The sequence below is a fragment of the Pseudomonas sp. Sample_21 genome, assembly GCF_004307525.1.
In the GTDB taxonomy this organism is placed as follows: Bacteria; Pseudomonadota; Gammaproteobacteria; order Pseudomonadales; family Pseudomonadaceae; genus Aquipseudomonas; species Aquipseudomonas atacamensis.
In genome coordinates this window covers 56,312-78,056 of the sequence record NZ_RCNZ01000138.1, presented here as the reverse complement: position 1 = coordinate 78,056, position 21,745 = coordinate 56,312, and the positions used below count along the sequence as shown (strand labels likewise).

At 60.0% G+C, this 21,745-nt stretch carries 21 protein-coding genes and 2 pseudogenes; 17 read left to right on the top strand and 6 right to left on the bottom strand.

Annotated features, from left to right (window positions below; all coding sequences use genetic code 11):
• Positions 1–211 precede the first annotated feature (211 nt).
• A complete protein-coding gene (locus tag D8U71_RS26195) occupies positions 212–1,801 on the top strand; it encodes an ABC transporter substrate-binding protein (protein WP_130889060.1) in 1,590 nt (529 codons plus the stop codon).
• A 77-nt stretch (positions 1,802–1,878) separates the two neighbouring features.
• Here the strand turns inward: D8U71_RS26195 and radC are convergent, their stop codons facing one another.
• Positions 1,879–2,553 carry a DNA repair protein RadC gene (gene radC / locus D8U71_RS26190; RefSeq protein WP_016772552.1) on the bottom strand — a complete coding sequence of 225 codons (675 nt, stop codon included), beginning with the start codon at positions 2,551–2,553 and terminating at the stop codon, positions 1,879–1,881.
• Positions 2,554–2,686: 133 nt separating this feature from the next.
• On the opposite strand from radC, the gene coaBC reads away from it, so the two are divergent.
• The 6 genes and pseudogenes from coaBC to D8U71_RS26155 all read left to right on the top strand — a co-directional run bounded on the left by coaBC (position 2,687) and on the right by D8U71_RS26155 (position 8,301).
• Positions 2,687–3,895 carry a bifunctional phosphopantothenoylcysteine decarboxylase/phosphopantothenate--cysteine ligase CoaBC gene (gene coaBC, locus D8U71_RS26185; RefSeq protein ID WP_016772551.1) on the top strand — a complete coding sequence of 403 codons (1,209 nt, stop codon included), beginning with the start codon at positions 2,687–2,689 and terminating at the stop codon, positions 3,893–3,895.
• Positions 3,896–3,900: 5 nt separating this feature from the next.
• The gene (gene dut / locus D8U71_RS26180; protein WP_016772550.1) at positions 3,901–4,356 is read left to right on the top strand and encodes a dUTP diphosphatase; all 456 of its coding nucleotides are present in this window, start codon (positions 3,901–3,903) and stop codon (positions 4,354–4,356) included.
• A 239-nt stretch (positions 4,357–4,595) separates the two neighbouring features.
• A pseudogene (locus tag D8U71_RS26175) lies at positions 4,596–5,999 on the top strand (phosphomannomutase/phosphoglucomutase); the annotation flags it as partial.
• Positions 6,000–6,016: 17 nt separating this feature from the next.
• Positions 6,017–6,922: an acetylglutamate kinase gene (gene argB / locus D8U71_RS26170; protein ID WP_016772548.1), complete on the top strand. Its 906-nt coding sequence runs from the start codon at positions 6,017–6,019 to the stop codon at positions 6,920–6,922.
• 436 nt (positions 6,923–7,358) lie between these two features.
• Entirely contained in the window at positions 7,359–7,931 is a 573-nt protein-coding gene (locus D8U71_RS26160) for a hypothetical protein (RefSeq protein ID WP_016772546.1), read from the top strand.
• On the top strand, positions 7,918–8,301 hold the full coding sequence (locus tag D8U71_RS26155) for a hypothetical protein (protein WP_016772545.1): 384 nt from the start codon (positions 7,918–7,920) through the stop codon (positions 8,299–8,301). The genes D8U71_RS26160 and D8U71_RS26155 overlap by 14 nt, the downstream gene beginning before the upstream one ends.
• 141 nt (positions 8,302–8,442) lie before the next feature.
• On the opposite strand, the gene pyrE is transcribed toward D8U71_RS26155, so the two are convergent.
• On the bottom strand, positions 8,443–9,087 hold the full coding sequence (gene pyrE, locus D8U71_RS26150; protein WP_016772544.1) for an orotate phosphoribosyltransferase: 645 nt from the start codon (positions 9,085–9,087) through the stop codon (positions 8,443–8,445).
• Between the two features lie 82 nt (positions 9,088–9,169).
• Between pyrE and D8U71_RS26145 the strand changes: the two genes are divergently transcribed.
• On the top strand, positions 9,170–9,949 hold the full coding sequence (locus D8U71_RS26145; protein ID WP_016772543.1) for an exodeoxyribonuclease III: 780 nt from the start codon (positions 9,170–9,172) through the stop codon (positions 9,947–9,949).
• A 65-nt stretch (positions 9,950–10,014) separates the two neighbouring features.
• Here D8U71_RS26145 and gltS read toward each other — a convergent pair.
• The 3 genes and pseudogenes from gltS to rph form a co-directional block, all read right to left on the bottom strand.
• A pseudogene (gene gltS, locus D8U71_RS26140) lies at positions 10,015–11,222 on the bottom strand (sodium/glutamate symporter).
• A 369-nt stretch (positions 11,223–11,591) separates the two neighbouring features.
• On the bottom strand, positions 11,592–11,960 hold the full coding sequence (locus tag D8U71_RS26135; protein ID WP_016772541.1) for a DUF4870 domain-containing protein: 369 nt from the start codon (positions 11,958–11,960) through the stop codon (positions 11,592–11,594).
• Between the two features lie 24 nt (positions 11,961–11,984).
• Positions 11,985–12,707, bottom strand: a complete 723-nt coding sequence (rph, locus tag D8U71_RS26130) for a ribonuclease PH (protein WP_024014799.1) — start codon at positions 12,705–12,707, stop codon at positions 11,985–11,987.
• A gap of 268 nt (positions 12,708–12,975) precedes the next feature.
• Between rph and D8U71_RS26125 the strand changes: the two genes are divergently transcribed.
• The 6 genes from D8U71_RS26125 to D8U71_RS26100 all read left to right on the top strand — a co-directional run bounded on the left by D8U71_RS26125 (position 12,976) and on the right by D8U71_RS26100 (position 18,277).
• Positions 12,976–13,839, top strand: coding sequence for a YicC/YloC family endoribonuclease (locus tag D8U71_RS26125; RefSeq protein ID WP_016770639.1), 864 nt, complete (start codon positions 12,976–12,978; stop codon positions 13,837–13,839).
• Between the two features lie 11 nt (positions 13,840–13,850).
• Positions 13,851–14,471: a guanylate kinase gene (gmk, locus tag D8U71_RS26120; protein ID WP_039757364.1), complete on the top strand. Its 621-nt coding sequence runs from the start codon at positions 13,851–13,853 to the stop codon at positions 14,469–14,471.
• 168 nt (positions 14,472–14,639) lie between these two features.
• Positions 14,640–14,903, top strand: a complete 264-nt coding sequence (gene rpoZ, locus D8U71_RS26115; protein WP_008030604.1) for a DNA-directed RNA polymerase subunit omega — start codon at positions 14,640–14,642, stop codon at positions 14,901–14,903.
• A 57-nt stretch (positions 14,904–14,960) separates the two neighbouring features.
• Positions 14,961–17,066, top strand: a complete 2,106-nt coding sequence (spoT, locus tag D8U71_RS26110) for a bifunctional GTP diphosphokinase/guanosine-3',5'-bis pyrophosphate 3'-pyrophosphohydrolase (RefSeq protein ID WP_007920338.1) — start codon at positions 14,961–14,963, stop codon at positions 17,064–17,066.
• A gap of 24 nt (positions 17,067–17,090) precedes the next feature.
• Positions 17,091–17,471, top strand: coding sequence for a RidA family protein (locus tag D8U71_RS26105; protein WP_014340863.1), 381 nt, complete (start codon positions 17,091–17,093; stop codon positions 17,469–17,471).
• A 65-nt stretch (positions 17,472–17,536) separates the two neighbouring features.
• Positions 17,537–18,277, top strand: coding sequence for a hypothetical protein (locus D8U71_RS26100; RefSeq protein WP_024014801.1), 741 nt, complete (start codon positions 17,537–17,539; stop codon positions 18,275–18,277).
• Positions 18,278–18,417: 140 nt separating this feature from the next.
• Here the strand turns inward: D8U71_RS26100 and D8U71_RS26095 are convergent, their stop codons facing one another.
• Positions 18,418–19,275: an SDR family oxidoreductase gene (locus D8U71_RS26095; protein WP_130889058.1), complete on the bottom strand. Its 858-nt coding sequence runs from the start codon at positions 19,273–19,275 to the stop codon at positions 18,418–18,420.
• Positions 19,276–19,463: 188 nt separating this feature from the next.
• On the opposite strand from D8U71_RS26095, the gene exbB reads away from it, so the two are divergent.
• From exbB to D8U71_RS26080, 3 genes are read left to right on the top strand one after another with little or no spacing between them, the layout of a single operon-like run.
• Entirely contained in the window at positions 19,464–20,417 is a 954-nt protein-coding gene (gene exbB / locus D8U71_RS26090; RefSeq protein ID WP_041476629.1) for a tonB-system energizer ExbB, read from the top strand.
• Between the two features lie 6 nt (positions 20,418–20,423).
• Positions 20,424–20,852, top strand: a complete 429-nt coding sequence (gene exbD / locus D8U71_RS26085; protein WP_016772535.1) for a TonB system transport protein ExbD — start codon at positions 20,424–20,426, stop codon at positions 20,850–20,852.
• Complete coding sequence (locus D8U71_RS26080; protein ID WP_042608108.1) at positions 20,849–21,595, top strand: energy transducer TonB; 747 nt, start codon at positions 20,849–20,851, stop codon at positions 21,593–21,595. The genes exbD and D8U71_RS26080 overlap by 4 nt, the downstream gene beginning before the upstream one ends.
• The last annotated feature ends 150 nt before the right edge of the window (positions 21,596–21,745 follow it).

The following is a 21,745-nucleotide window of genomic DNA, read 5'->3' as shown; positions in this document are numbered from 1 at the left end:
CAAAGGCTGCGGCCAGTTTTGACCACTCGTCGCAGAAATCCCGCCCTACAGCCGATTCAGACTTTTCATCTGGCTGCCCACGCTCGAAACCGCGCAAGAGTGCGCCTGAAAATGCAAAAAGGGGATAGTCATTTGCAATTCAGAGCTCTAGGGTAGGACTTTTCCAGACTGCACTTGCAGATGGGCCTTCGATCTGTAAAGGAAACCGACCATGCGCCTCGCTGCCCTACCCCTGTTACTCGCTCCGCTGTTGCTGAGCCCCCTCGCCCAGGCCGCCGCGTTGAGCGTGTGTACCGAGGCCAGTCCCGAAGGGTTCGACGTGGTGCAGTACAACTCGCTGACCACCACCAATGCTTCGGCTGACGTACTGATGAACCGCTTGGTGGATTTCGACACCGCCAGTGGCAAGGTCATCCCGAGCCTGGCCGACAGCTGGGAAGTCAGCACCGACGGCCTCATCTATGTGTTCAAACTGCACCCGCAGGTGAAATTTCATACAACCGACTACTTCAAACCGAGCCGCGAGCTGAGCGCTGAAGACGTCAAGTTCAGCTTCGACCGCATGCTCGACCCGGCCAACCCGTGGCACAAGGTCGCCCAGAGCGGCTTCCCCCATGCGCAGTCGATGCAACTGCCGACCCTGATCAAGAAGATCGACGCCCTCGACCCGCTGACCGTGCGTTTTACCCTCGACCATCCGGATTCGACCTTCCTCGCGACGCTGAGCATGGGTTTCGCCTCGATCTATTCCGCCGAATATGCCGACAAACTGATGAAGGCCGGCGCCACCGACAAACTCAACAGCCAGCCGATCGGCACCGGCCCGTTCGTGTTCAATCGCTTCCAGAAAGACGCGGCGATTCGCTACAAGGCCAATCCGGACTATTTCCGTGGCAAGCCTGCGGTCGACCCGTTGATCTTCGCCATCACGCCGGACGCCAACGTGCGCCTGCAAAAGCTGCGACGCAATGAATGCCAGATCGCCCTGTCGCCAAAACCACTGGACGTACAGGCTGCGCTGAAGGAGCCGACGCTGAAAGTCGAAAAGACTGACGCGTTCATGACCGCTTTCGTGGGCATCAACAGCCAGCATCCGCCACTGGACAAACCGGAAGTGCGCCAGGCGATCAACCTCGCTTTCGACAAGGCCAACTACATCAAAGCCGTGTTCGAAGACACCGCCGAAGCGGCCAACGGCCCGTACCCGCCGAACACCTGGAGCTACGCCAAGAACCTGCCGGGCTATCCGCACGACGTGGCCAAAGCCAAGGCGCTGCTGGCCAAGGCCGGCTTGAAGGATGGCTTCCAGACCACAATCTGGACGCGTCCATCAGGCAGCCTGCTCAACCCGAACCCGAGTCTCGGCGCGCAGATGTTGCAGTCGGATCTGGCCGAGATCGGCATCCAGGCGGAGATCCGCGTGATCGAGTGGGGCGAACTGATTCGCCGCGCCAAGGCCGGCGAACACGACCTGCTGTTCATGGGCTGGGCCGGCGACAACGGCGACCCGGACAACTTCCTCACCCCGCAGTTTTCCTGCGCGGCGGTGAAATCCGGGACCAACTTCGCGCGGTACTGCAACGCCGATCTGGACAAGCTGATCAGCGCCGGCAAGACCACCAGCGAGCAAGGCGTGCGCACCAAGCTGTATGAACAGGCACAGGCACAGATCCAGCAGCAGGCGTTGTGGCTGCCACTGGCGCACCCAACGGCCTACGCTTTGACGCGCAAGGATGTTCAGGGTTATTCCGTCAGCCCGTTCGGCCGGCAGGATTATTCCAAGATCAGCCTCAAGCCCTAAGCGGCAAGCGGCAAGCTAGAGCACTCCGCGCGCAGCTCCAGCTTGCCGCTTGCAGCTAGAGGCTTGCCGCTGCTCTTTTACATCCAGCCACACTCCGCCATCGACAGCGGTTCGCCGTCTCCGACGATGAAGTGATCGAGCACTCGCACGTCAATCAGCTCCAGCGCTTTCTGCAGGCGCTTGGTCAGCAGCCGATCGGCCTGACTCGGATCGGTGTTGCCGGACGGATGGTTGTGACACAGGATCACCGCTGCGGCGTTATTGGCCAGCGCGCGCTTCACCACCTCCCGAGGATGCACGCTGGTGTTGTCGATCGAGCCGCGAAACAGCGCCTCGAAATTCAGCACCTGATGCTTTGAATCGAGAAACAGGCAGCCGAACACCTCGTGCGGCTCGTGCCGCAGCATCGCCTTGAGGTAATCGCGGACGACCTGTGGGTTCTCCAGTGCCGGCTTCTGTCGTGAGCGCTCGGCCAGATGGCGCTTGCTCATTTCCTGCGCGGCTTGCAGCTGGGCGAACTTGGCGGGGCCGAGACCCATTTGTTTGCTGAATGCGTCCTGATCGGCCTCAAGCAGCAAACGCAGGCCACCGAATTGCGTCAGCAGATGTCTGGCAAGGTCGACAGCGCTTTTTCCGGGCAATCCGGTGCGCAGAAAAATCGCCAACAACTCAGCGTCCGAAAGACTCCCTGCGCCGTGTTCCAACAGCCTTTCCCGCGGCCGTTCCGCCGCCGGCCAATCGCGAATACTCATAGCACCTCCTTGTCTGTGGGCGCCGCTGTTCCGTAGCGGTCGCTGTGATATCGTAGCCCATCTTTTTGGCGGTCGATTCAACCCTGGGGAGGGGTATCGCGCCGCCGTCATCAACGAAATGAAAGGCAGACCTATGCAGCGGCTGTATCGGAAACGCATCGTTCTGGGCGTCGGCGGCGGCATTGCGGCCTACAAGAGCGCCGATCTGGTTCGCCGCCTGATCGACCAGGGTGCCGAAGTGCGCGTGGTCATGACCCATGGCGGCGCCGAATTCATTACCCCGCTGACCATGCAGGCCCTGTCGGGCCACCCGGTTCACCTCGACTTGCTCGACCCTGCCGCCGAAGCCGCCATGGGCCATATCGAGCTGGCGAAATGGGCCGATCTGGTACTGATCGCCCCGGCCACCGCCGACCTGATCGCCCGTCTGGCGCAAGGCATTGCCAACGATCTGCTGACCACGCTGGTGCTGGCCACCGACGCCGTGGTTGCCGTCGCACCAGCAATGAACCAGGCGATGTGGCGCGACCCGGCGACCCAGGCCAACCTGCAACTGTTGGAGAGCCGTGGCCTGAAGACTTTCGGCCCGGCCTCGGGCAGCCAGGCCTGCGGCGACGTCGGCATGGGCCGCATGATGGAGGCCACCGATCTGGCGCTGCTCGCCGCCGATTGCTTCCAGCGCCAGGCCCTGACCGGCAAGCATGTGGTGATCACCGCCGGCCCGACTCAGGAAAACATCGACCCGGTGCGCTACATCACCAACCACAGCTCCGGCAAAATGGGTTTTGCCCTCGCCGAAGCAGCCGTGGAAGCCGGCGCCCGTGTCACTTTGATCAGCGGCCCGGTGCACTTGCCGACGCCTGATCGCGTGACGCGGATCGATGTGGTCAGCGCCCGCGACATGCTCGCCGCCTGCGAATCGGCCATGCCTTGCGACGTGTTCATCTCGTCGGCAGCGGTGGCGGACTACCGCCCGGAAGTAGTAGCTCCGCATAAACTCAAGAAAGATCCTACGAGCGGTGACGGCTTCGTCCTGCAAATGGTGCGCAACCCGGACATCCTTGCCACCATCGCGACCCGTCCCGACCGTCCGTTCAGTGTCGGCTTCGCCGCCGAAACCGAACACCTGCTCGACTACGCTGCACGCAAGCTGAAGGACAAGAATCTCGATCTGATCGTCGCCAACGACGTCGCCAACCCGAGCATCGGTTTCAACAGCGAAGAAAACGCCTGCAGCGTCATCGACCGTGAGCTGCACGCCACGGTTTTCGCCCAGACCAGCAAGAGCAAGATCGCTCGCCAACTGGTCACTTTTATCGCCGAACGTCTGAACCAGGTTTAATTTACATGCACGCTTTGCAAGCCAAGATCCTCGATCCACGCATCGGTACCGAATTCCCGCTGCCGCAATACGCCACGCCGGGCTCCGCCGGCCTCGACCTGCGCGCCATGCTGGAACAGGACATCGTGATCAAACCGGGTGAAACCGTGCTGATTCCCACCGGCCTGTCGGTCTATATCGGCGACCCGAATCTCGCCGCGCTGATCCTGCCGCGCTCGGGCATGGGCCACAAACATGGCATCGTGCTCGGCAATCTGGTCGGCCTGATCGACTCCGACTACCAGGGCCCGCTGATGGTCTCCTGCTGGAACCGCGGCCAGAGCGACTTCACCATGACCGTCGGCGAACGTCTGGCGCAATTGGTGCTCGTGCCGGTGGTGCAGGCGCATTTCGAAATGGTTGAAGAGTTTGTCGAGACCGAGCGCGGTACCGGTGGTTTTGGCCATACCGGCACCAAATAACCGGATAAAAATTATTGTGGTGAGGGGGTTTATCCCCTCACCACAAAAAATGCGCTACATCGGCAGCAGGTTTTAACACCGTAAATCAAGGTTTTGCCGGCCGAAAGCCACGCCAGCCGGGGCGTCATGGCCCTTTCATAGCACGAACTCTCTGTGGAAAACGCCGTCATACCCTTCAGTTTGAGCCTGCCGTCGAATCATTCGTCGGTCTGTCCCGCCCTTTTCGAGATGGAGCATGTCCACAGATGAGCACCCCCGCCAAGATCGCCCCGAAGCTGCCTGACAGCATTTTCCGCGCCTACGACATTCGTGGCACCGTGCCGGAATTCCTCAACGGCGAAACCGCCTACTGGATCGGCCGTGCCATCGGCTCGCAGAGCCTGGCCCAGGGCGAACCGAATGTGTCGGTCGGTCGCGACGGTCGCCTGTCCGGCCCGGAGCTGGTCGCGGAACTCATTCGCGGCATCGCCGAGAGCGGCTGCCATGTCAGCGATGTCGGCCTGGTGCCAACGCCAGCGCTGTATTACGCCGCCAACGTGCTGGCCGGCAAGTCCGGGGTGATGCTCACCGGTAGCCACAATCCGTCGAACTACAACGGTTTCAAAATCGTCATCGCCGGCGACACCCTCGCCAACGAGCAGATTCAAGTGCTCCACGAGCGCATCAAGAACAACGACCTGAGCACTGGCGAGGGCAGCGTCACCCAAGTCGAAATCCTCGACCGCTACAACACCGAAATCGTCCAGGACATCAAACTCGCTCGTCGCCTGAAAGTCGTGGTCGACTGCGGCAACGGCGCGGCCGGCGTGATCGCCCCGCAACTGATCGAAGCGCTGAACTGCGAAGTCATCCCGCTGTTCTGCGAAGTCGACGGCAACTTCCCTAACCATCACCCGGATCCGGGCAAACCGGAAAACCTTGTCGACCTGATCGCCAAGGTCAAGGAAACCAACGCCGATATCGGCCTGGCCTTCGACGGTGACGGCGACCGCGTCGGCGTGGTGACCAACACCGGCAGTATCGTCTACCCGGACCGTCTGCTGATGCTGTTCGCTCGCGACGTAGTGGCGCGCAACCCGGACGCGGAAATCATCTTCGACGTCAAATGCACTCGCCGTTTGGTGCCGCTGATCAAGGAATACGGCGGTCGGCCGCTAATGTGGAAGACCGGTCACTCGTTGATCAAAAAGAAAATGAAACAATCCGGCGCGCTGTTGGCCGGCGAAATGAGCGGGCACATCTTCTTCAAGGAGCGCTGGTTCGGTTTTGACGACGGCATCTACAGCGCCGCACGTCTGCTGGAGATCCTCAGCAAGGAAAAATCCACCGCGGAAGAGCTGTTTGCGACCTTCCCGAACGATATTTCCACGCCGGAAATCAATATCCATGTGACCGAAGAGAGCAAATTCAGCATCATTGATGCACTGCACGATGCTCAGTGGGGCGAAGGCGCCGACCTGACCACCATCGACGGCGTGCGGGTCGATTACGCCAAAGGCTGGGGCCTGGTGCGCGCGTCCAACACCACACCGGTGCTGGTGCTGCGCTTCGAGGCCGATGACGAGGCTGAATTGCAGCGCATCAAGGATGTGTTCCACGCCCAACTGAAACGCGTTGCACCTGATCTCCAACTACCGTTCTGATCCACCCGGAGCCCTGAATGACCCTCGAACGCGAAGCCGCCGCCAACACTGCCAAGGTCCTGTCCGAAGCGCTGCCTTACATCCGACGCTATGTCGGCAAGACCCTGGTGATCAAATACGGCGGCAACGCGATGGAAAGCGAGGAGCTGAAAACCGGCTTCGCCCGCGACATCGTGCTGATGAAAGCCGTGGGCATCAACCCGGTGGTCGTGCACGGCGGCGGCCCGCAGATCGGTGACCTGCTCAAGCGCCTGTCGATCGAAAGCCATTTCGTCGACGGCATGCGCGTCACCGACGCGGCGACCATGGACGTGGTGGAAATGGTCCTTGGCGGTCAGGTCAACAAAAGCATCGTCAACCTGATCAACCGCCATGGCGGCAGCGCCATCGGCCTGACCGGTAAGGATGCCGGGCTGATTCGCGCGAAGAAGCTCACCGTCTCCCGTCAGACCCCGGAGATGACCCAGCCGGAAATCATCGACATCGGCCACGTTGGCGAAGTCGTCGGCATCAACACCGAACTGCTGAACCTGCTGGTCAAAGGCAACTTCATCCCGGTCATCGCGCCGATTGGCGTCGGTGAGAACGGCGAGTCGTACAACATCAACGCCGACCTGGTGGCGGGCAAGGTTGCCGAAGCGCTGAAAGCTGAAAAGCTGATGCTGCTGACCAACATTGCCGGCCTGATGGACAAGTCGGGCACCGTGTTGACCGGCCTGAGCACGCAGCAGGTCGACGACCTGATCGCCGATGGCACGATCTACGGCGGCATGCTGCCGAAGATCCGCTGCGCACTGGAAGCGGTTCAGGGTGGCGTAGGTAGTTCGTTGATCATCGACGGTCGTGTGCCGAACGCGATCCTGCTGGAAATCTTCACTGATACCGGTGTGGGCACGCTGATCAGCAATCGCAAGCGTCCTTGATCGCTAATAGCTGAAAGCAAAAGATCGCAGCCTTCAACAGCTCCTACAGGGATTTCGCACACGCGAGAATCCGCTTTGTAGGAACTGACGAAGGCTGCGATCTTTTTTGTGCGCACAGGAAAAGCCTGACTCGACACAGCGAAACGTCCGACATCCCTTCAGAATAAATCTCCATAGGATCTTCCCCTCATCCAACGGAGATCTTCCCATGCAAAAAAACAGCGTTCCTTACGGCAGTGACATTTCGGCTGGCACTTACGCCTGCGTGGACTGCGGCCGAGAATATTCAGCCCCTTCGCAGACTTCGATGCCGCCCTGCCCTGACTTCACCGAAGCCTCTCACCCACTCAAGGGCTGGAAAGTGCTCACCGGCCAAGGAGATGCACCCCAGGATCCCTACCCAGCCGCCAGCGACAAATAACCGGAGCGGCGACTCATGCAGATCTCGTTCACGATCGACGCCGACGCTTTCGAGCAGGAACAGAAGGAACCGGTGAAAAAGACCTTGCGCATCGGCGACGCTGAAATCGCCCATGCGCTGGAGCGCATCGCCAAAGCCAGCCTGACCGAATACCTGAAAATGCTGGTCGAGGGCGGCATGCCCAGCCGGGCCGACGAAGCCAAGCAGGATCGCCTGCTGTATCTGATTCAGAGTTACTTCGGGCAAACCCTGCCGACCGAATCGCAGATCTCGACGATCTTTCAGCTGACCCAGAGCCAAAGCAAAACCCTGTTGAAAAACACCGTTTCGCGTTTTCGCAATCAGCTCGACGACATCCTGCAGCACAGCATGCGCGCAGTAATCCAGTCCGCCGAGCATGCGCAAAACGTGTTTCTGGTGGTGATCAGCTCGGACGTGATCCGCGATGAATTGAACATGCTCATCACCCAGAACGAGCCGACCTTCAAACCCATCACCAAACGCAAGGGCAGCGCCGGGCAGTTCGAGATCAGCGAAGATTCCCACGCATTGCTCTGTGCAACGCTGGGTCTGAATGCCGTTCAGTGACATCGTCGCGGTCAGTGGCTTGCTGCTGACCCTGACCACGTTCATGTTCAATCTGGCGTGGCCGGCGCTCAATGAAGCGCTGGCTGAGGATGAATTTCAAAAAGGTTCGCAGGGCCGCAAGCGCAGTCGAGACAAGGTGATGGCTGCTTTCTACTGGCGAGCATTGCCATTGACGTGCGCTTTCGTGGCGCTGTTTTACGTTAACTTGCCGGCAGCAGTCGGGATCATGCGCAGCAGCACGCTGGACCTGTGGGATTTCGATGTGGATCGCACGTTGTACGTGATGGTGGTTGTTGCGCTGCTGGTGTTTGCGCTAGTGAACGCTGCATTGGCGCTGAGACTGCTGATGAAATGGCGAAATCTGCGTTGATCGCCAACAAAAAAAGGCCCGGTTGAGCCTGCCTGAACCGGGTCTTTTTTCTGTGGGAGCGAGCCTGCTCGCAAACGCCTAATGTGCCTCACATCGCTGACAGGTGACGGCCATTCGCGAGCAGGCTCGCTCCCACATTGGTCACACGCCAAACTGCGCGCGGTACGCTTCCACGGCTGGCAAATGCTGTTTGAGCTGCGGATCGTCGGCGAGGAACTCCAGCACCTGATTCAGCGAGACAATGCTGATCACCGGGATGCCGAAGTCGCGCTCGACTTCCTGGATTGCCGACAACTCGCCGTTGCCACGCTCCTGACGGTTCAGTGCGATCAGCACACCGGCGGCCTTGGCGCCGTCCTGGGAAGCGATGATCTGCATCACTTCACGAATCGCGGTGCCGGCGGTGATTACGTCGTCGATGATCAAGACTTCGCCAGTCAGCGGTGCGCCAACCAGGCTGCCGCCCTCGCCGTGGGCCTTGGCTTCCTTGCGGTTGAAGCACCATGGCAGGTCACGGCCGTGATGTTCGGCCAGCGCAACGGCGGTCGTGGCCGCCAGCGGAATGCCTTTATAAGCTGGGCCAAACAGGACGTCGAAGGAGATGCCGCTTTCGGCGATGGCGGCGGCGTAGAAACGCCCCAGCTGCGCCAGGGCCGAACCGGAGTTGAACAGGCCGGCATTGAAGAAGTAGGGACTGGTGCGCCCGGACTTCAGGGTGAACTCACCGAAGCGCAAAACGCCGCGATCGATGGCAAAACGAATGAAATCGCGCTGATACGCTTGCATGAAAAAAACCCCAAATACCACGGATTTAGCTAATTAGCTTGACGCCGTGTATCATACACGCACGCGATTTTTGGGGCCATTTATGCGGATCATCAGTGTGAACGTCAATGGTATTCAGGCGGCAGTCGAGCGCGGTTTGCTCAGTTGGCTGCAAGCCCAGAATGCCGACGTCATCTGCCTGCAGGACACCCGTGCCTCCGCCTTTGAACTGGATGACCCAGCCTTCCAACTGGATGGCTACTTCCTTTATGCCTGCGATGCTGAAGTCCCTGCCCAAGGCGGCGTGGCTTTGTATTCGCGGTTGCAACCGAAGGCTGTCATCAGCGGTCTCGGTTTCGAGACGGCCGACCGCTACGGGCGCTACCTGCAAGCAGATTTCGACAAAGTCAGTATTGCCACCTTGCTGTTTCCTTCGGGGATGAACGGCGATGAAGACTTGAACCAGAAGTTCAAGCTCATGGACGATTTCGGCAAGTACCTGGACAAACAGCGACGCAAACGTCGCGAGTACATTTATTGTGGCTCGCTGTACGTTGCGCAGCAGAAACTCGACATCAAGAACTGGCGAGACAGCCAGCAATCTCCAGGCTTCCTGGCGCCGGAGCGCGCCTGGATGGACGAGATTGTCGGCAACATGGGCTATGTCGATGCGCTGCGCGAAGTCAGCCGCGAAGGCGACCAGTACAGCTGGTGGCCGGATAACGAACAGGCCGAGATGCTCAATCTGGGCTGGCGTTTCGATTATCAGATCCTGACCCCGGGCCTGCGTCGCTCGGTGCGCAGTGCACGCCTGCCGCGTCAGCCACGGTTCTCGCAGCACGCGCCGCTGATCGTCGACTACGACTGGACGCTGACCATCTAAGCGTCCTCGCAGCCAAAAAAATGCCCGCATCGTGAGATGCGGGCATTTTTTATGCGCCATGCTTTCTAGACGGCAGCGAAGAATGGCAAGGCCAGGTACAGCTTGATCACGATGACGTTAACGATATCGATGAAGAACGCTCCTACCATCGGCACTACCAGAAACGCGATCTGCGATGGCCCATAGCGCTGCGTCACCGCTTGCATGTTGGCAATCGCCGTCGGCGTGGCGCCCAGACCGAAGCCACAATGTCCCGCAGCCAGCACTGCGGCATCGTAGTTGCTGCCCATCACCCGGAACGTCACGAAAATAGCGAACAGCGCCATGACCAGCGCCTGCACGGCCAGAATGATAAAGATCGGCAATGCCAACGCCGCCAGATCCCAAAGCTTCAGCGACATCAGCGCGATCGCCAGAAACAGCGAGAGGCTGACATTGCCGAGCACGGAAACTTCACGCTCGAACACCTGATACAAGCCAAGTGCTGACAGACTGTTGCGCAACACCACACCTACAAACAGCACGCAAACAAACGTCGGCAGTTCGAACGCAGTGCCATGCAGCAAGCCATTCAGAAGGTTGCCAGCGAGCAGGCTGACGGCAATTAGCGCCAGCGTCTCGACGAACGAAAACGGCGTGATCGAGCGTTCCTTGTTTGGCTGTTCAAAGCCTTTCGGCAGTCGCGGCGCTTGCTGGGGACTGCAGCCCGGCACTTCCACGCGCTTGATCAGCAACCGCGCGACGGGCCCACCGATCAGCCCACCGAGCACCAGACCGAACGTCGCTGAGGCCAGCGCCAGCTCTGAAGCCGACGCCAGGCCATATTTCTCGCTGAATACCGCGCCCCATGCGGCGCCAGTACCGTGGCCGCCGGCCAATGTGATCGAACCCGTCAGCAAGCCCATCAAAGGATCGAGTCCGAGCAAGGTTGCCATCCGATGCCCATGGCGTTCTGCACCACCAGCAAGCCAATGACCGCCAGCAGGAAGATGCCGACGATGCGCCCGCCCTTTTTCAGGCTGGCAAGGTCGGCACTCAAGCCAATCGTGGCAAAGAACGCCAACATCAACGGTGTTTGCAATGATGTATCGAAGCGAACTTCAATATCGAACGTACGCAATATCAACAGGAGCACAGCAACCACCAGGCCACCCGCTACCGGTTCAGGAATATTGTAACTTCGCAGAAAGCCGACACGCGCAACAAGTCCGCGTCCGAGCAGTAGTACTAAAGAAGCGGCCACGAGCGTGCCGTAGAAATCGAGCTCAATCATGTGGATTATTCTTGGCTAAGTATTCACGAGGCGAGCGTTTACCTGGGCTCGACGGGTGAACCGGCTGATTTTATCAACACTGATTACTGGGGAATTCAAGTGCCATCGATGGCTTGAACATATCGAAATGTTTCAATCGAAACATTGCATCGGGCAACTTTAACAACCCGCTCGCGTCAATAACAAGAACGAGAATAAGCACGTGGTCGATCAGTTGTGACCAAACATGTAATAGAGAAATATCAGCAAATAAATGCCAAACCGCACATCGTTAAAAGACTAGTCCTACAACAAAAACCAATTATTGAGTTGCACAAATAAAAATGCCCGATAAGCCGGGGCATTTCCATATTGCGATACAAGAGACTGTTACTTGATCAGTCGCCAAGTGAACGGATATCTGTACGGGAAACCTTCGTTGGCTTTGACCCCTGCAATGATCGTCAGGACCAATGCCGCGATTGCAAGCAAACCAAAGAGGAAGAAACCAATGATCAGCAGCATGAGCAGGAAGCAGATCATTGAGGCTATCGCCACCGTGATCTGAAAATTCAGCGCCTCTTTACCCTGCGCATCGATGAACGGGTCCTTCTCGCGCTTCATCTGCCAAAGGATCAGCGGCCCGATCAGATTGCCGAACGGAATCCAGATCCCCAGCAAGGCGGACAAGTGACAGAACATCGCCCACTGGCGAACCTCCTGGCTCGGTTTGGGCAGCAACTCTTGCTCGTCACTCATCACGTCCTCCTTGTGGTCAAAACCTCAGTCGGCCAGCGCAGCCTTCTGCAATTCGAAGATTTCGTTCATGCCCTGCTTGGCCAGTTCCAGCATGGCATTGAGCTCATCAGGCTGGAACGGCGCGCCTTCAGCGGTGCCCTGCACTTCGATGAAGCCGCCGGTGCTGGTCATCACCACGTTCAGGTCGGTTTCAGCTGCAGAATCTTCAAGATAGTCCAGATCCAGCACCGGCTCGCCCTGGTACATGCCGACCGAGACCGCACCGATCATCTGCTTGAGCGGGTCACCGCCTTTCAGGCCGCCGCGCTTCTTGATCACTTTCAGGGCATCGACCAGCGCAACCATGGCGCCGGTGATGGACGCGGTGCGAGTACCGCCATCGGCCTGGATCACGTCGCAATCGACGTACAGGGTCACGTCGCCGAGCTTGGACATGTCCAGCGCTGCGCGCAGGGAACGGCCGATCAAACGCTGGATTTCGAGAGTACGACCGCCCTGCTTGCCACGACTGGCTTCACGCTGGTTACGCTCGCCGGTGGCGCGCGGCAGCATGCCGTACTCGGCAGTCAACCAGCCCTGGCCCTGACCTTTGAGGAAACGCGGCACGCCATTTTCGACGCTGACGGTGCAGATGACTTTGGTATCACCGAATTCGACCAGTACGGATCCCTCGGCGTGTTTGGTGTAGTTGCGGGTGATGCGGATCGAGCGGAGCTGATCGGCAGCGCGACCACTTGGACGTTTCATAGGGATACCTGTACTGAGGACGGAAAACTGCCGAGCATTATAGAGCGCTGCACCGCGAGTGGGCACTGGTTAAAACCGCCGGCCGACGACCGAAGCCCCTCAAGCGCGCATAACCGACGGGCTGCAGCGGTTTGTCACACCGTGTGTTTGGGCGCATTCGCCGCACTGCGCTACAATCCTGCGCCTTTGCTGCCAGTCGGCTTAAATTCATTGAAATCGCGCCTGCGAAACAGCGTTTCGCGCCGATCTGCATTGCGAGGTCACCGCCATGGTGCACAGCATGACCGCCTTCGCCCGCGTCGAGAAAGCCGGCGTTCAGGGCACCCTGAGCTGGGAACTGCGCTCGGTCAACAGCCGCTATCTGGAACCGCACCTGCGCTTGCCCGAATCGTTCCGCGACCTCGAAGGCGCCGTGCGTGAAGCGCTGCGTCAGGGCCTGTCGCGGGGCAAACTGGAATGCACGCTGCGCTTCACCGAAGAAAGCACCGGCAAACCGCTGCAAGTGGACCGCGAACGCGCCGCGCAACTGGTGGCCGCTGCGGAAACCGTGGCCGGGCTGATCAAGAATCCCGCCGCGCTGAATCCGCTGGAAGTGCTGGCCTGGCCCGGCGTGCTGGTGGCCGATGCGACCGACCCGCAAGCGCTGAACGCCGAAGCGCTGGCGCTGTTCAATCAGGGTTTGAAAGATCTGAAGGCTGGCCGCGAGCGCGAAGGCGCGGAGCTGGCGCGCTTGATCAACGACCGCCTGACGTCCATCGAAGAAGACGTGGTGACCCTGCGAGAACTGGTGCCGCAGATGCTCGCCACCCAGCGCCAGAAGGTCCTCGACCGCTTCGCCGACATGAAGGCCGAGCTCGACCCGCAGCGCCTGGAACAGGAAATGGTCATCCTCGCGCAAAAAAGCGACGTGGCCGAAGAACTGGATCGCCTGAGCACTCACATCATCGAAGTTCGCCGGGTGCTCAAGTCCGGTGGTGCCGCCGGGCGGCGTCTGGACTTCCTGATGCAGGAGCTCAACCGCGAAGCCAACACACTGGGCTCCAAAGCCTTCGACCCGCGCAGCACCCAGGCCGCCGTCAACCTCAAGGTGTTGATCGAGCAGATGCGCGAACAAGTGCAGAATATTGAGTAAGGCTACCTGACATGACCCAACACACCGGCACCCTGTACATCATTTCCGCGCCATCGGGCGCGGGCAAGAGCAGTCTGGTCAAGGCCTTGACCGACGCCGATCCGGAGATTCGCGTTTCCGTTTCGCACACCACCCGCGCCATGCGCCCGGGCGAAGTGGATGGCGTGAACTACCACTTCGTGACCCGCGAAGAGTTCGTGAAGATGGGCGAGCACGGCGACTTTCTTGAGCGCGCCGAAGTCTTCGGCAACTTCTACGGCACCTCGCAAAGCCGTTTGCAGCAGACCCTGGACGAAGGTCACGACCTGATTCTGGAAATCGACTGGCAAGGCGCCGAGCAAGTGCGCAAGCTGATGCCGCAGGCGCGCTCGATCTTCATCCTGCCGCCGTCGCTGCAAGCCCTGCACCAGCGCCTGACCAACCGTGGCCAGGACAGCGACGAGATCATCGACGGCCGCATGCGCGAAGCGGTCAGCGAGATGAGCCATTACGTCGACTACGATTACCTGATCATCAACGACGATTTCGCCCACGCACTGGACGATCTGAAAGCGATTTTCCGCGCCAATCAGTTGCAACAGAAGCGCCAGCAAGTGCGTTTCGGCAAATTACTGGCTGAATTGCTCGGCTGAAACAGCACTTCCCAAAACGCCTGCAAGCGCTTTACATTGGTGCTTGCAGCGCGTTGAAGGGTCTGGTCAAAAAATCAGCGCTTCCCTAATCGCTGGTGATTTTTTAAACTGCTCAGTCCGCTCGCCCAACCGGGCAGCGCGCATATTGCATTCGCTCCGAGGAATACCATGGCCCGCGTAACCGTTGAAGACTGCCTAGAACACGTGGAAAACCGCTTTGAGCTGGTCATGCTCTCTACCAAGCGTGCCCGTCAACTGGCCACCGGCGGCAAAGAGCCATTGGTGCAGTGGGAAAACGACAAGCCGACTGTTGTCGCGCTGCGTGAAATTGCTGAAGGCCTGATGAGCTACGAGTTCATCGCCGAGCAGGAAATCGTCCAGGATGAACCGCTGTTCGCAGCGTTCGAGGACGAGTCGAACGAGGCCGTCTAAGCCTATGCCTGGTCGACGTAGCACGGCGCGGGGTCACAGCTTTCGGCAGGAATCATCATGCCGAGCATAGACGCCCTCGCCGATCGCTTATCGACCTACCTCGGCAACGACCAGGTCAACCTGGTCCGCCGAGCGTATTTCTACGCCGAACAAGCCCATGACGGTCAACGCCGTCGCAGTGGTGAGGCGTACGTCACGCATCCTCTTGCCGTGGCCAATATTCTTGCCGACATGCACATGGACCATCAGAGCCTGATGGCCGCGATGCTGCATGACGTGATCGAAGACACCGGTATCGCCAAGGAAGCGCTGCAAGCGCAGTTCGGTGAAACCGTGGCCGAACTGGTCGACGGGGTCAGCAAACTGACCCAGATGAATTTCGAGACCAAGGCCGAAGCCCAGGCGGAAAATTTCCAGAAAATGGCCATGGCCATGGCGCGCGACATCCGGGTGATCCTGGTCAAGCTCGCCGACCGCCTGCACAACATGCGCACGCTGGAAGTGCTGTCCGGCGAAAAACGCCGGCGCATCGCCAAGGAAACTCTCGAGATCTACGCGCCCATTGCCAACCGGCTGGGCATGCACGCGATCCGCATCGAATTCGAAGACCTCGGCTTCAAGGCCATGCACCCGATGCGTTCCGCGCGGATCTACCAGGCGGTCAAGCGCGCCCGGGGCAACCGCAAGGAAATCGTCAACAAGATCGAAGAATCCCTTGGTCACTGCCTCGCCATCGACGGCATCCAGGGCGAAGTCAGCGGTCGGCAGAAACACCTCTACGGCATCTACAAGAAAATGCGCGGCAAGCGTCGGGCCTTCAACGAGATCATGGACGTCTACGCGTTCCGGATCATCGTCGACAAGGTCGATACCTGCTACCGCGTACTGGGTGCTGTGCATAATTTGTACAAGCCGTTGCCAGGACGCTTCAAGGATTACATCGCGATCCCCAAGGCCAACGGCTACCAGTCGCTGCATACCACGCTGTTCGGCATGCACGGTGTACCGATCGAGATCCAGATCCGCACCCGCGAAATGGAAGAGATGGCCAACAACGGCATCGCCGCCCATTGGCTGTACAAATCCAGCGGCGACGAGCAGCCGAAAGGCACGCACGCCCGCGCCCGCCAGTGGGTCAAAGGCGTGCTGGAAATGCAGCAACGCGCCGGCAACTCGCTGGAATTCATCGAAAGCGTGAAGATCGACCTGTTCCCGGACGAGGTCTACGTGTTCACGCCCAAAGGCCGGATCATGGAGTTGCCGAAAGGCTCCACGGCGGTCGACTTTGCCTACGCAGTGCACACCGATGTCGGCAACAGCTGCATCGCCTGCCGCATCAACCGTCGTCTCGCGCCGCTGTCCGAACCGCTGCAAAGCGGCTCCACGGTCGAGATCGTCAGCGCCCCCGGCGCACGGCCAAATCCGGCGTGGCTCAACTTCGTCGTTACCGGCAAGGCGCGCACGCACATTCGTCATGCGCTGAAACTGCAGCGCCGCTCCGAGTCCATCAGCCTCGGCGAACGCCTGCTGAACAAGGTCCTCAACGGTTTCGACAGCTCCCTGGAGAAGATCCCGGCAGAGCGCGTCAAGGCAATGCTTACCGAGTACCGCCTCGAACTGATCGAAGACCTGCTCGAAGACATTGGCCTGGGCAACCGCATGGCCTACGTGGTCGCCCGTCGCCTGCTTGGCGAAGGCGAGCAGCTGCCGAGCCCGGAAGGTCCGCTGGCAATTCGCGGTACCGAAGGCCTGGTGCTCAGCTACGCCAAGTGCTGCACGCCGATCCCCGGCGACCCGATTGTCGGGCACCTGTCGGCGGGCAAAGGCATGGTCGTGCACCTGGATAACTGCCGCAACATCAGTGAAATCAGGCACAATCCGGAAAAATGCATCCAGCTCTCGTGGGCCAAGGATGTCACCGGCGAATTCAACGTCGAGCTGCGCGTCGAGCTGGAACACCAGCGCGGTCTGATCGCCCTGCTGGCCAGCAGCGTCAACGCGGCCGACGGCAATATCGAGAAAATCAGCATGGACGAACGCGATGGTCGCATCAGCGTCGTGCAGTTGGTGGTCAGCGTTCACGACCGTGTGCACCTGGCCCGCGTGATCAAGAAACTGCGCGCTTTGACCGGGGTGATCCGCATCACCCGCATGCGTGCATAACCTGCCTATTACAAGGAGTCCTACATGACCAAAACCGTCATCACCAGCGACAAGGCCCCGGCCGCCATCGGCACTTACTCCCAGGCGATCAAGGCAGGCAACACCGTTTACATGTCGGGCCAGATTCCTCTGGACCCGAAAACCATGGAACTGGTTGAGGGCTTCGAAGCCCAGACCGTCCAGGTCTTCGAGAACCTCAAAGCCGTGGCCGAAGCTGCCGGCGGTTCGTTCAAGGACATCGTCAAACTGAACATCTTCCTCACCGACCTGAGCCACTTCGCCAAGGTCAACGAGATCATGGGCAAGTACTTCGACCAGCCATACCCTGCCCGCGCCGCCATTGGCGTGGCCGCCCTGCCGAAGGGTGCGCAGGTTGAAATGGATGCCATTCTGGTCATCGAGTGATGCGCACGGCGCGGGCTCCACGCCGCGCCGACTGCTGCAAGAAAAGGTTTTGAAAGGATTCCACCATGCGCAAAGCGCTAGCTCTCTCGCTGCTCGCCCTGTTTCTCGGCGGCTGCGCCAGCGACCCTGCCGACCGTGACATCAGCGGCACCTGGATCAACCAGGTGGCGATCGATGCCGCCGCCAAGGGCGGTCCCCTGCGTGAAGCGCTGCAGGCTTACGGCCCGAATCTGGAATGGGACGTCAACACCAAGGCCGGTCAGGCCCGCTACACCAACGGTTTTGAGAACGTCGAAGGACGGCTGCTGGGCGAAGAGTCCGGCGCCTGGAAAGTCGACTTCTATGGCAGCTCCGCCAGCGAACTGAAACGCGACGGCGGACGTTTGCAGCAAGCTGCCAGTGACAACGAACCCGAACAAGTTTTCGATCGCGCACAGATCCCGGTGCCGGAAGGCGCGCCAATCGGTGCAAGCTTCGAACGCGCTCTGTATTCAGCGTATTTGGGCGGCAACTGGACCATCGCCAGCGGCCAGGGTGAAGGCGGCACTGTGCAGTTCCAGGCAGACGGCCAGGTGACCGGCCTGCCGGGCGTTGATCGTTATGCCTTGTGCCTGGCGGGCGATTGCGCATCGATGAGCAATGGCAACGACAGCATGTGGCTGCAACTCAATGGCCAGGGCAACAACTGGATCTTTGTGCGCAAGGGCAAGGAGCTTGAGATTTTGCAAGCAGTCAACGCTGCGCTAGCGGATGAGCAACCGCAGTTCGCCGCGGGTGAGCGCAAGTGGTTGCTGGAAAAGCAGTAACCTGCCTCCGAAATCTCAGAAGATCAAATGTGGGGGCGAGCCTGCTCGCGAACGCGGTGGGTCAGTCAAACTGATAATGACTGACATACCGCATTCGCGAGCAGGCTCGCTCCCACAGTGGTTTTTGTGTTGCTGAAAATTCAGCACTTACCTTCAAGAATCGCTGCATAGCCTTCGCGATAACTCGAATACTTCGGCACCCACCCCAACGCTTTCGCCCGCGCATTGCTGCAACGCTTGCTGCCAGTGCGCCGCACGCTGGCGTCTTCGGCCCATTCAGTCACACCCAGATATTCGCGCAACCAGCCCACCACTTCGGCCAACGGCGCCGGCGCGTCATCCACACCGATATAGAGCTGGTCCAGCTTGACGCCCTCGCGGTCTTTTTCCAGCAAGAACGCCAGCAGCCCCGCTGCATCATCGGCATGAATCCGATTGCCATACAGCGGCGGATCAATCGCCACGCGATAGCCGCGACGCACCTGAGTCAACAGCCACTCGCGACCCGGGCCGTAAATGCCGGTCAGGCGCAGCACACTTGCCGGGATGCCGCTATTGAGCGCGACCTGCTCGGCTTCGAGCATCAAGCGACCTGAATATCCGGCCGCGACAGTCTCGGAGGTCTCATCCACCCATGCTCCATCCTGCTGGCCGTACACGCTGCTGCTCGACACGAAGATCAGCCGCTCAGGCACTTGCCCATAGTCGTCCAGCCAGCTCAGCACGTTCTGCAAGCCTTGCACGTAGGCCTTGCGGTAGCCCCCTTCATCGTGGTCGGTGGCCGCAGCGCAATACACCAGATAATCCACGGCACCCACCGGCCAGGTCGCCGGGCATTCTTCGTTGAACAGATCGCCGGCGACGCCGATGACACCCTCCGGCAGTTTGGAAACATCCCGGCGCAGGCCATGGACTTGCCAGCCAGCCGCCAGCAATTGCGTGGCCAGACGACTGCCGACATCACCACAACCGGCAATCAAAACAGAAGGCGCGGACATCAGAAAACTCCCATCGGAAAGGCACAGACTAGCTCTGGCACAGGACGAACGGCTAGCGATGAAGGAAAAAAAGTTACTCTATTACTTTTGTTAACAAGAATTACTTGCAATAATGCACGCCACTTTTGTTCTCGGCCTCACGAGGCCTGGAAGAGCAACAACGTTTTTCTATCTCAGGTCCGGCCAGCATGACACGTAATCAAACTCCCGCTTCGCCAACCACTCGACCTCGCGCCTGGAGCGCCGTCGCGGCTCTGTTGCTCAGCCTGATGCTGGCACCGACCGCCGCCTTCGCCGACGCTCAAGCGCCCGCCACCCCAGCCGCCACCGAGCAGAGCGCACCCGCTGCCGCTCCGGCTGCACCGGCCGCCACCGATCCGGTGCAGGCTGTCGACGCGGCCGACGCACCTGAAGCCCTCGAAGCCGACAACACCTTGGGCATGGCCCACGACCTGTCGCCGTGGGGCATGTATCAGAACGCCGACATCATCGTGAAAATCGTGATGATCGGTCTGGCCATCGCATCGATCATCACCTGGACCATCTGGATCGCCAAAGGCTTCGAGCTGATGGGCGCCAAACGTCGTCTGCGTGGCGAAATTGCTGCACTGAAAAAAGCCACCACCCTCAAGGAAGCCAGCGCTACCGCCGGCAAGGAAGGCACCCTCGCCAACCTGCTGGTGCATGACGCGCTCGAAGAGATGCGCTTATCGGTCAACAGCCGCGAGAAAGAAGGTATCAAGGAACGCGTCAGCTTCCGCCTTGAGCGCCTCGTGGCGGCCTGCGGTCGCAACATGAGCAGCGGCACCGGCGTCCTCGCCACCATCGGCTCCACCGCGCCGTTCGTCGGTCTGTTCGGTACCGTGTGGGGCATCATGAATTCGTTCATCGGCATCGCCAAAACCCAGACCACCAACCTCGCCGTTGTCGCACCGGGTATCGCTGAAGCCCTGCTGGCCACTGCACTGGGTCTGGTTGCGGCGATCCCTGCGGTAGTGATCTACAACGTCTTCGCCCGCTCCATCGCCGGTTACAAGGCGCAGGTCTCCGATGCCTCGGCAGAAGTCCTGCTGCTGGTCAGCCGCGATCTCGACCACCAGCCTGAGCGCAGCTCGCAGCCGCACATGGTTAAAGTGGGGTAATCGGCCATGGGCCTGCATTTGAAAGAAGGCGCAGACGACGATCTGGCCGAGAACCACGAAATCAACGTCACGCCGTTCATCGACGTGATGCTGGTGCTGTTGATCATCTTCATGGTGGCCGCGCCGTTGGCCACTGTGGACATCAAAGTCGACCTGCCCGCCTCGACCGCCAAACCGGCGCCGCGGCCGGAGAAACCGGTGTTCCTCAGTGTCAAAGCTGACCAGCGCCTGTTCCTCGGTGACGACGAAGTGAAAGCCGAAACCCTCGGCGCCACCCTCGACGCCAAGACCCAGGGCAAGAAAGACACCACCATCTTCTTCCAGGCCGACAAAGGCGTGGATTACGGCGACCTGATGAGCGTGATGGACAGCCTGCGCGCCGCCGGTTACCTGAAGGTCGGTCTGGTAGGTCTTGAGACGGCAGCCAAGAAATGATCACGACGCGCCATAAGCTGACGCGTTACAGCGGTAGCCTGGCCGTGGTGCTGGGCGTGCATGCGCTGGCCATCGCGCTGGCGCTGAACTGGACTGCCCGCCCGCCCATCGAATTGCCGCCGCAGGCAATGATGGTCGAGCTGGCCCCGTTGCCTGCCCCGCCACCGCCGGCTCCGCCGAAAGTCGTCACACCGCCGCAGCCACCGGCTCCGGTGGAAGAATTGCCGATTCCGAAACTGGCTGAAGCACCGAAAGCGGAAATCGCGGTACCCAAACCCAAGCCGAAGCCCAAGCCAAAACCGCCGAAGCCGGTCGAGAAAAAGCTGCCCGAGCCGCCGAAGGAAAAACCTTCCGAGGAAAAACCGGCCGACACTCAGCCGACCCAGGCGCCGACGGAGAAATCCGCCCAGCCTGCACCAGGTCCGTCGCCGGCTCAGTTGGCGGCCAAGGCCAGTTGGCAAGGCACCCTGCTCGCGCATCTGCAGAAGTACAAGAAGTACCCGCAGAGTGCGCAATCGCGTGGCAAGGAAGGCTTGAATCGTCTGCGCTTCGTGGTTGATGGCGAAGGTAATGTGCTGTCGTTCGAACTGGTGGGCCGCTCTGGCAACGCTGATCTGGACCGGGCCACCCTGGACATGATCCGCCGCGCCCAACCGCTGCCAAAGCCGCCGGCCGACATGCTCAACAACGGCTCGATCGAAATTGTTGCGCCGTTTGTTTATTCGCTCGAACGCCGCCGCTAAGCAACACCGCAATCCCTGTGGGAGCTGGCTTGCTCGCGAAGGCGCCAGGTCAGTCAGAGCAGTTTCGTCTGACATACCGCATTCGCGAGCAAGCTCGCTCCCACAAAGTGATGCGCTAACCAGTAGATCCAGCCAAGAGGCACCGAAAGG

Bases quoted from the DNA above. Each gene is read 5' to 3' on its own strand.
- D8U71_RS26195 (WP_130889060.1), top strand. From the start codon at position 212: ATGCGCCTCGCTGCCCTACCCCTGTTACTCGCTCCGCTGTTGCTGAGC.
- radC (WP_016772552.1), bottom strand. From the start codon at position 2,553: ATGAGTATTCGCGATTGGCCGGCGGCGGAACGGCCGCGGGAAAGGCTG.
- coaBC (WP_016772551.1), top strand. From the start codon at position 2,687: ATGCAGCGGCTGTATCGGAAACGCATCGTTCTGGGCGTCGGCGGCGGC.
- dut (WP_016772550.1), top strand. From the start codon at position 3,901: ATGCACGCTTTGCAAGCCAAGATCCTCGATCCACGCATCGGTACCGAA.
- argB (WP_016772548.1), top strand. From the start codon at position 6,017: ATGACCCTCGAACGCGAAGCCGCCGCCAACACTGCCAAGGTCCTGTCC.
- D8U71_RS26160 (WP_016772546.1), top strand. From the start codon at position 7,359: ATGCAGATCTCGTTCACGATCGACGCCGACGCTTTCGAGCAGGAACAG.
- D8U71_RS26155 (WP_016772545.1), top strand. From the start codon at position 7,918: ATGCCGTTCAGTGACATCGTCGCGGTCAGTGGCTTGCTGCTGACCCTG.
- pyrE (WP_016772544.1), bottom strand. From the start codon at position 9,087: ATGCAAGCGTATCAGCGCGATTTCATTCGTTTTGCCATCGATCGCGGC.
- D8U71_RS26145 (WP_016772543.1), top strand. From the start codon at position 9,170: ATGCGGATCATCAGTGTGAACGTCAATGGTATTCAGGCGGCAGTCGAG.
- D8U71_RS26135 (WP_016772541.1), bottom strand. From the start codon at position 11,960: ATGAGTGACGAGCAAGAGTTGCTGCCCAAACCGAGCCAGGAGGTTCGC.
- rph (WP_024014799.1), bottom strand. From the start codon at position 12,707: ATGAAACGTCCAAGTGGTCGCGCTGCCGATCAGCTCCGCTCGATCCGC.
- D8U71_RS26125 (WP_016770639.1), top strand. From the start codon at position 12,976: ATGGTGCACAGCATGACCGCCTTCGCCCGCGTCGAGAAAGCCGGCGTT.
- gmk (WP_039757364.1), top strand. From the start codon at position 13,851: ATGACCCAACACACCGGCACCCTGTACATCATTTCCGCGCCATCGGGC.
- rpoZ (WP_008030604.1), top strand. From the start codon at position 14,640: ATGGCCCGCGTAACCGTTGAAGACTGCCTAGAACACGTGGAAAACCGC.
- spoT (WP_007920338.1), top strand. From the start codon at position 14,961: ATGCCGAGCATAGACGCCCTCGCCGATCGCTTATCGACCTACCTCGGC.
- D8U71_RS26105 (WP_014340863.1), top strand. From the start codon at position 17,091: ATGACCAAAACCGTCATCACCAGCGACAAGGCCCCGGCCGCCATCGGC.
- D8U71_RS26100 (WP_024014801.1), top strand. From the start codon at position 17,537: ATGCGCAAAGCGCTAGCTCTCTCGCTGCTCGCCCTGTTTCTCGGCGGC.
- D8U71_RS26095 (WP_130889058.1), bottom strand. From the start codon at position 19,275: ATGTCCGCGCCTTCTGTTTTGATTGCCGGTTGTGGTGATGTCGGCAGT.
- exbB (WP_041476629.1), top strand. From the start codon at position 19,464: ATGACACGTAATCAAACTCCCGCTTCGCCAACCACTCGACCTCGCGCC.
- exbD (WP_016772535.1), top strand. From the start codon at position 20,424: ATGGGCCTGCATTTGAAAGAAGGCGCAGACGACGATCTGGCCGAGAAC.
- D8U71_RS26080 (WP_042608108.1), top strand. From the start codon at position 20,849: ATGATCACGACGCGCCATAAGCTGACGCGTTACAGCGGTAGCCTGGCC.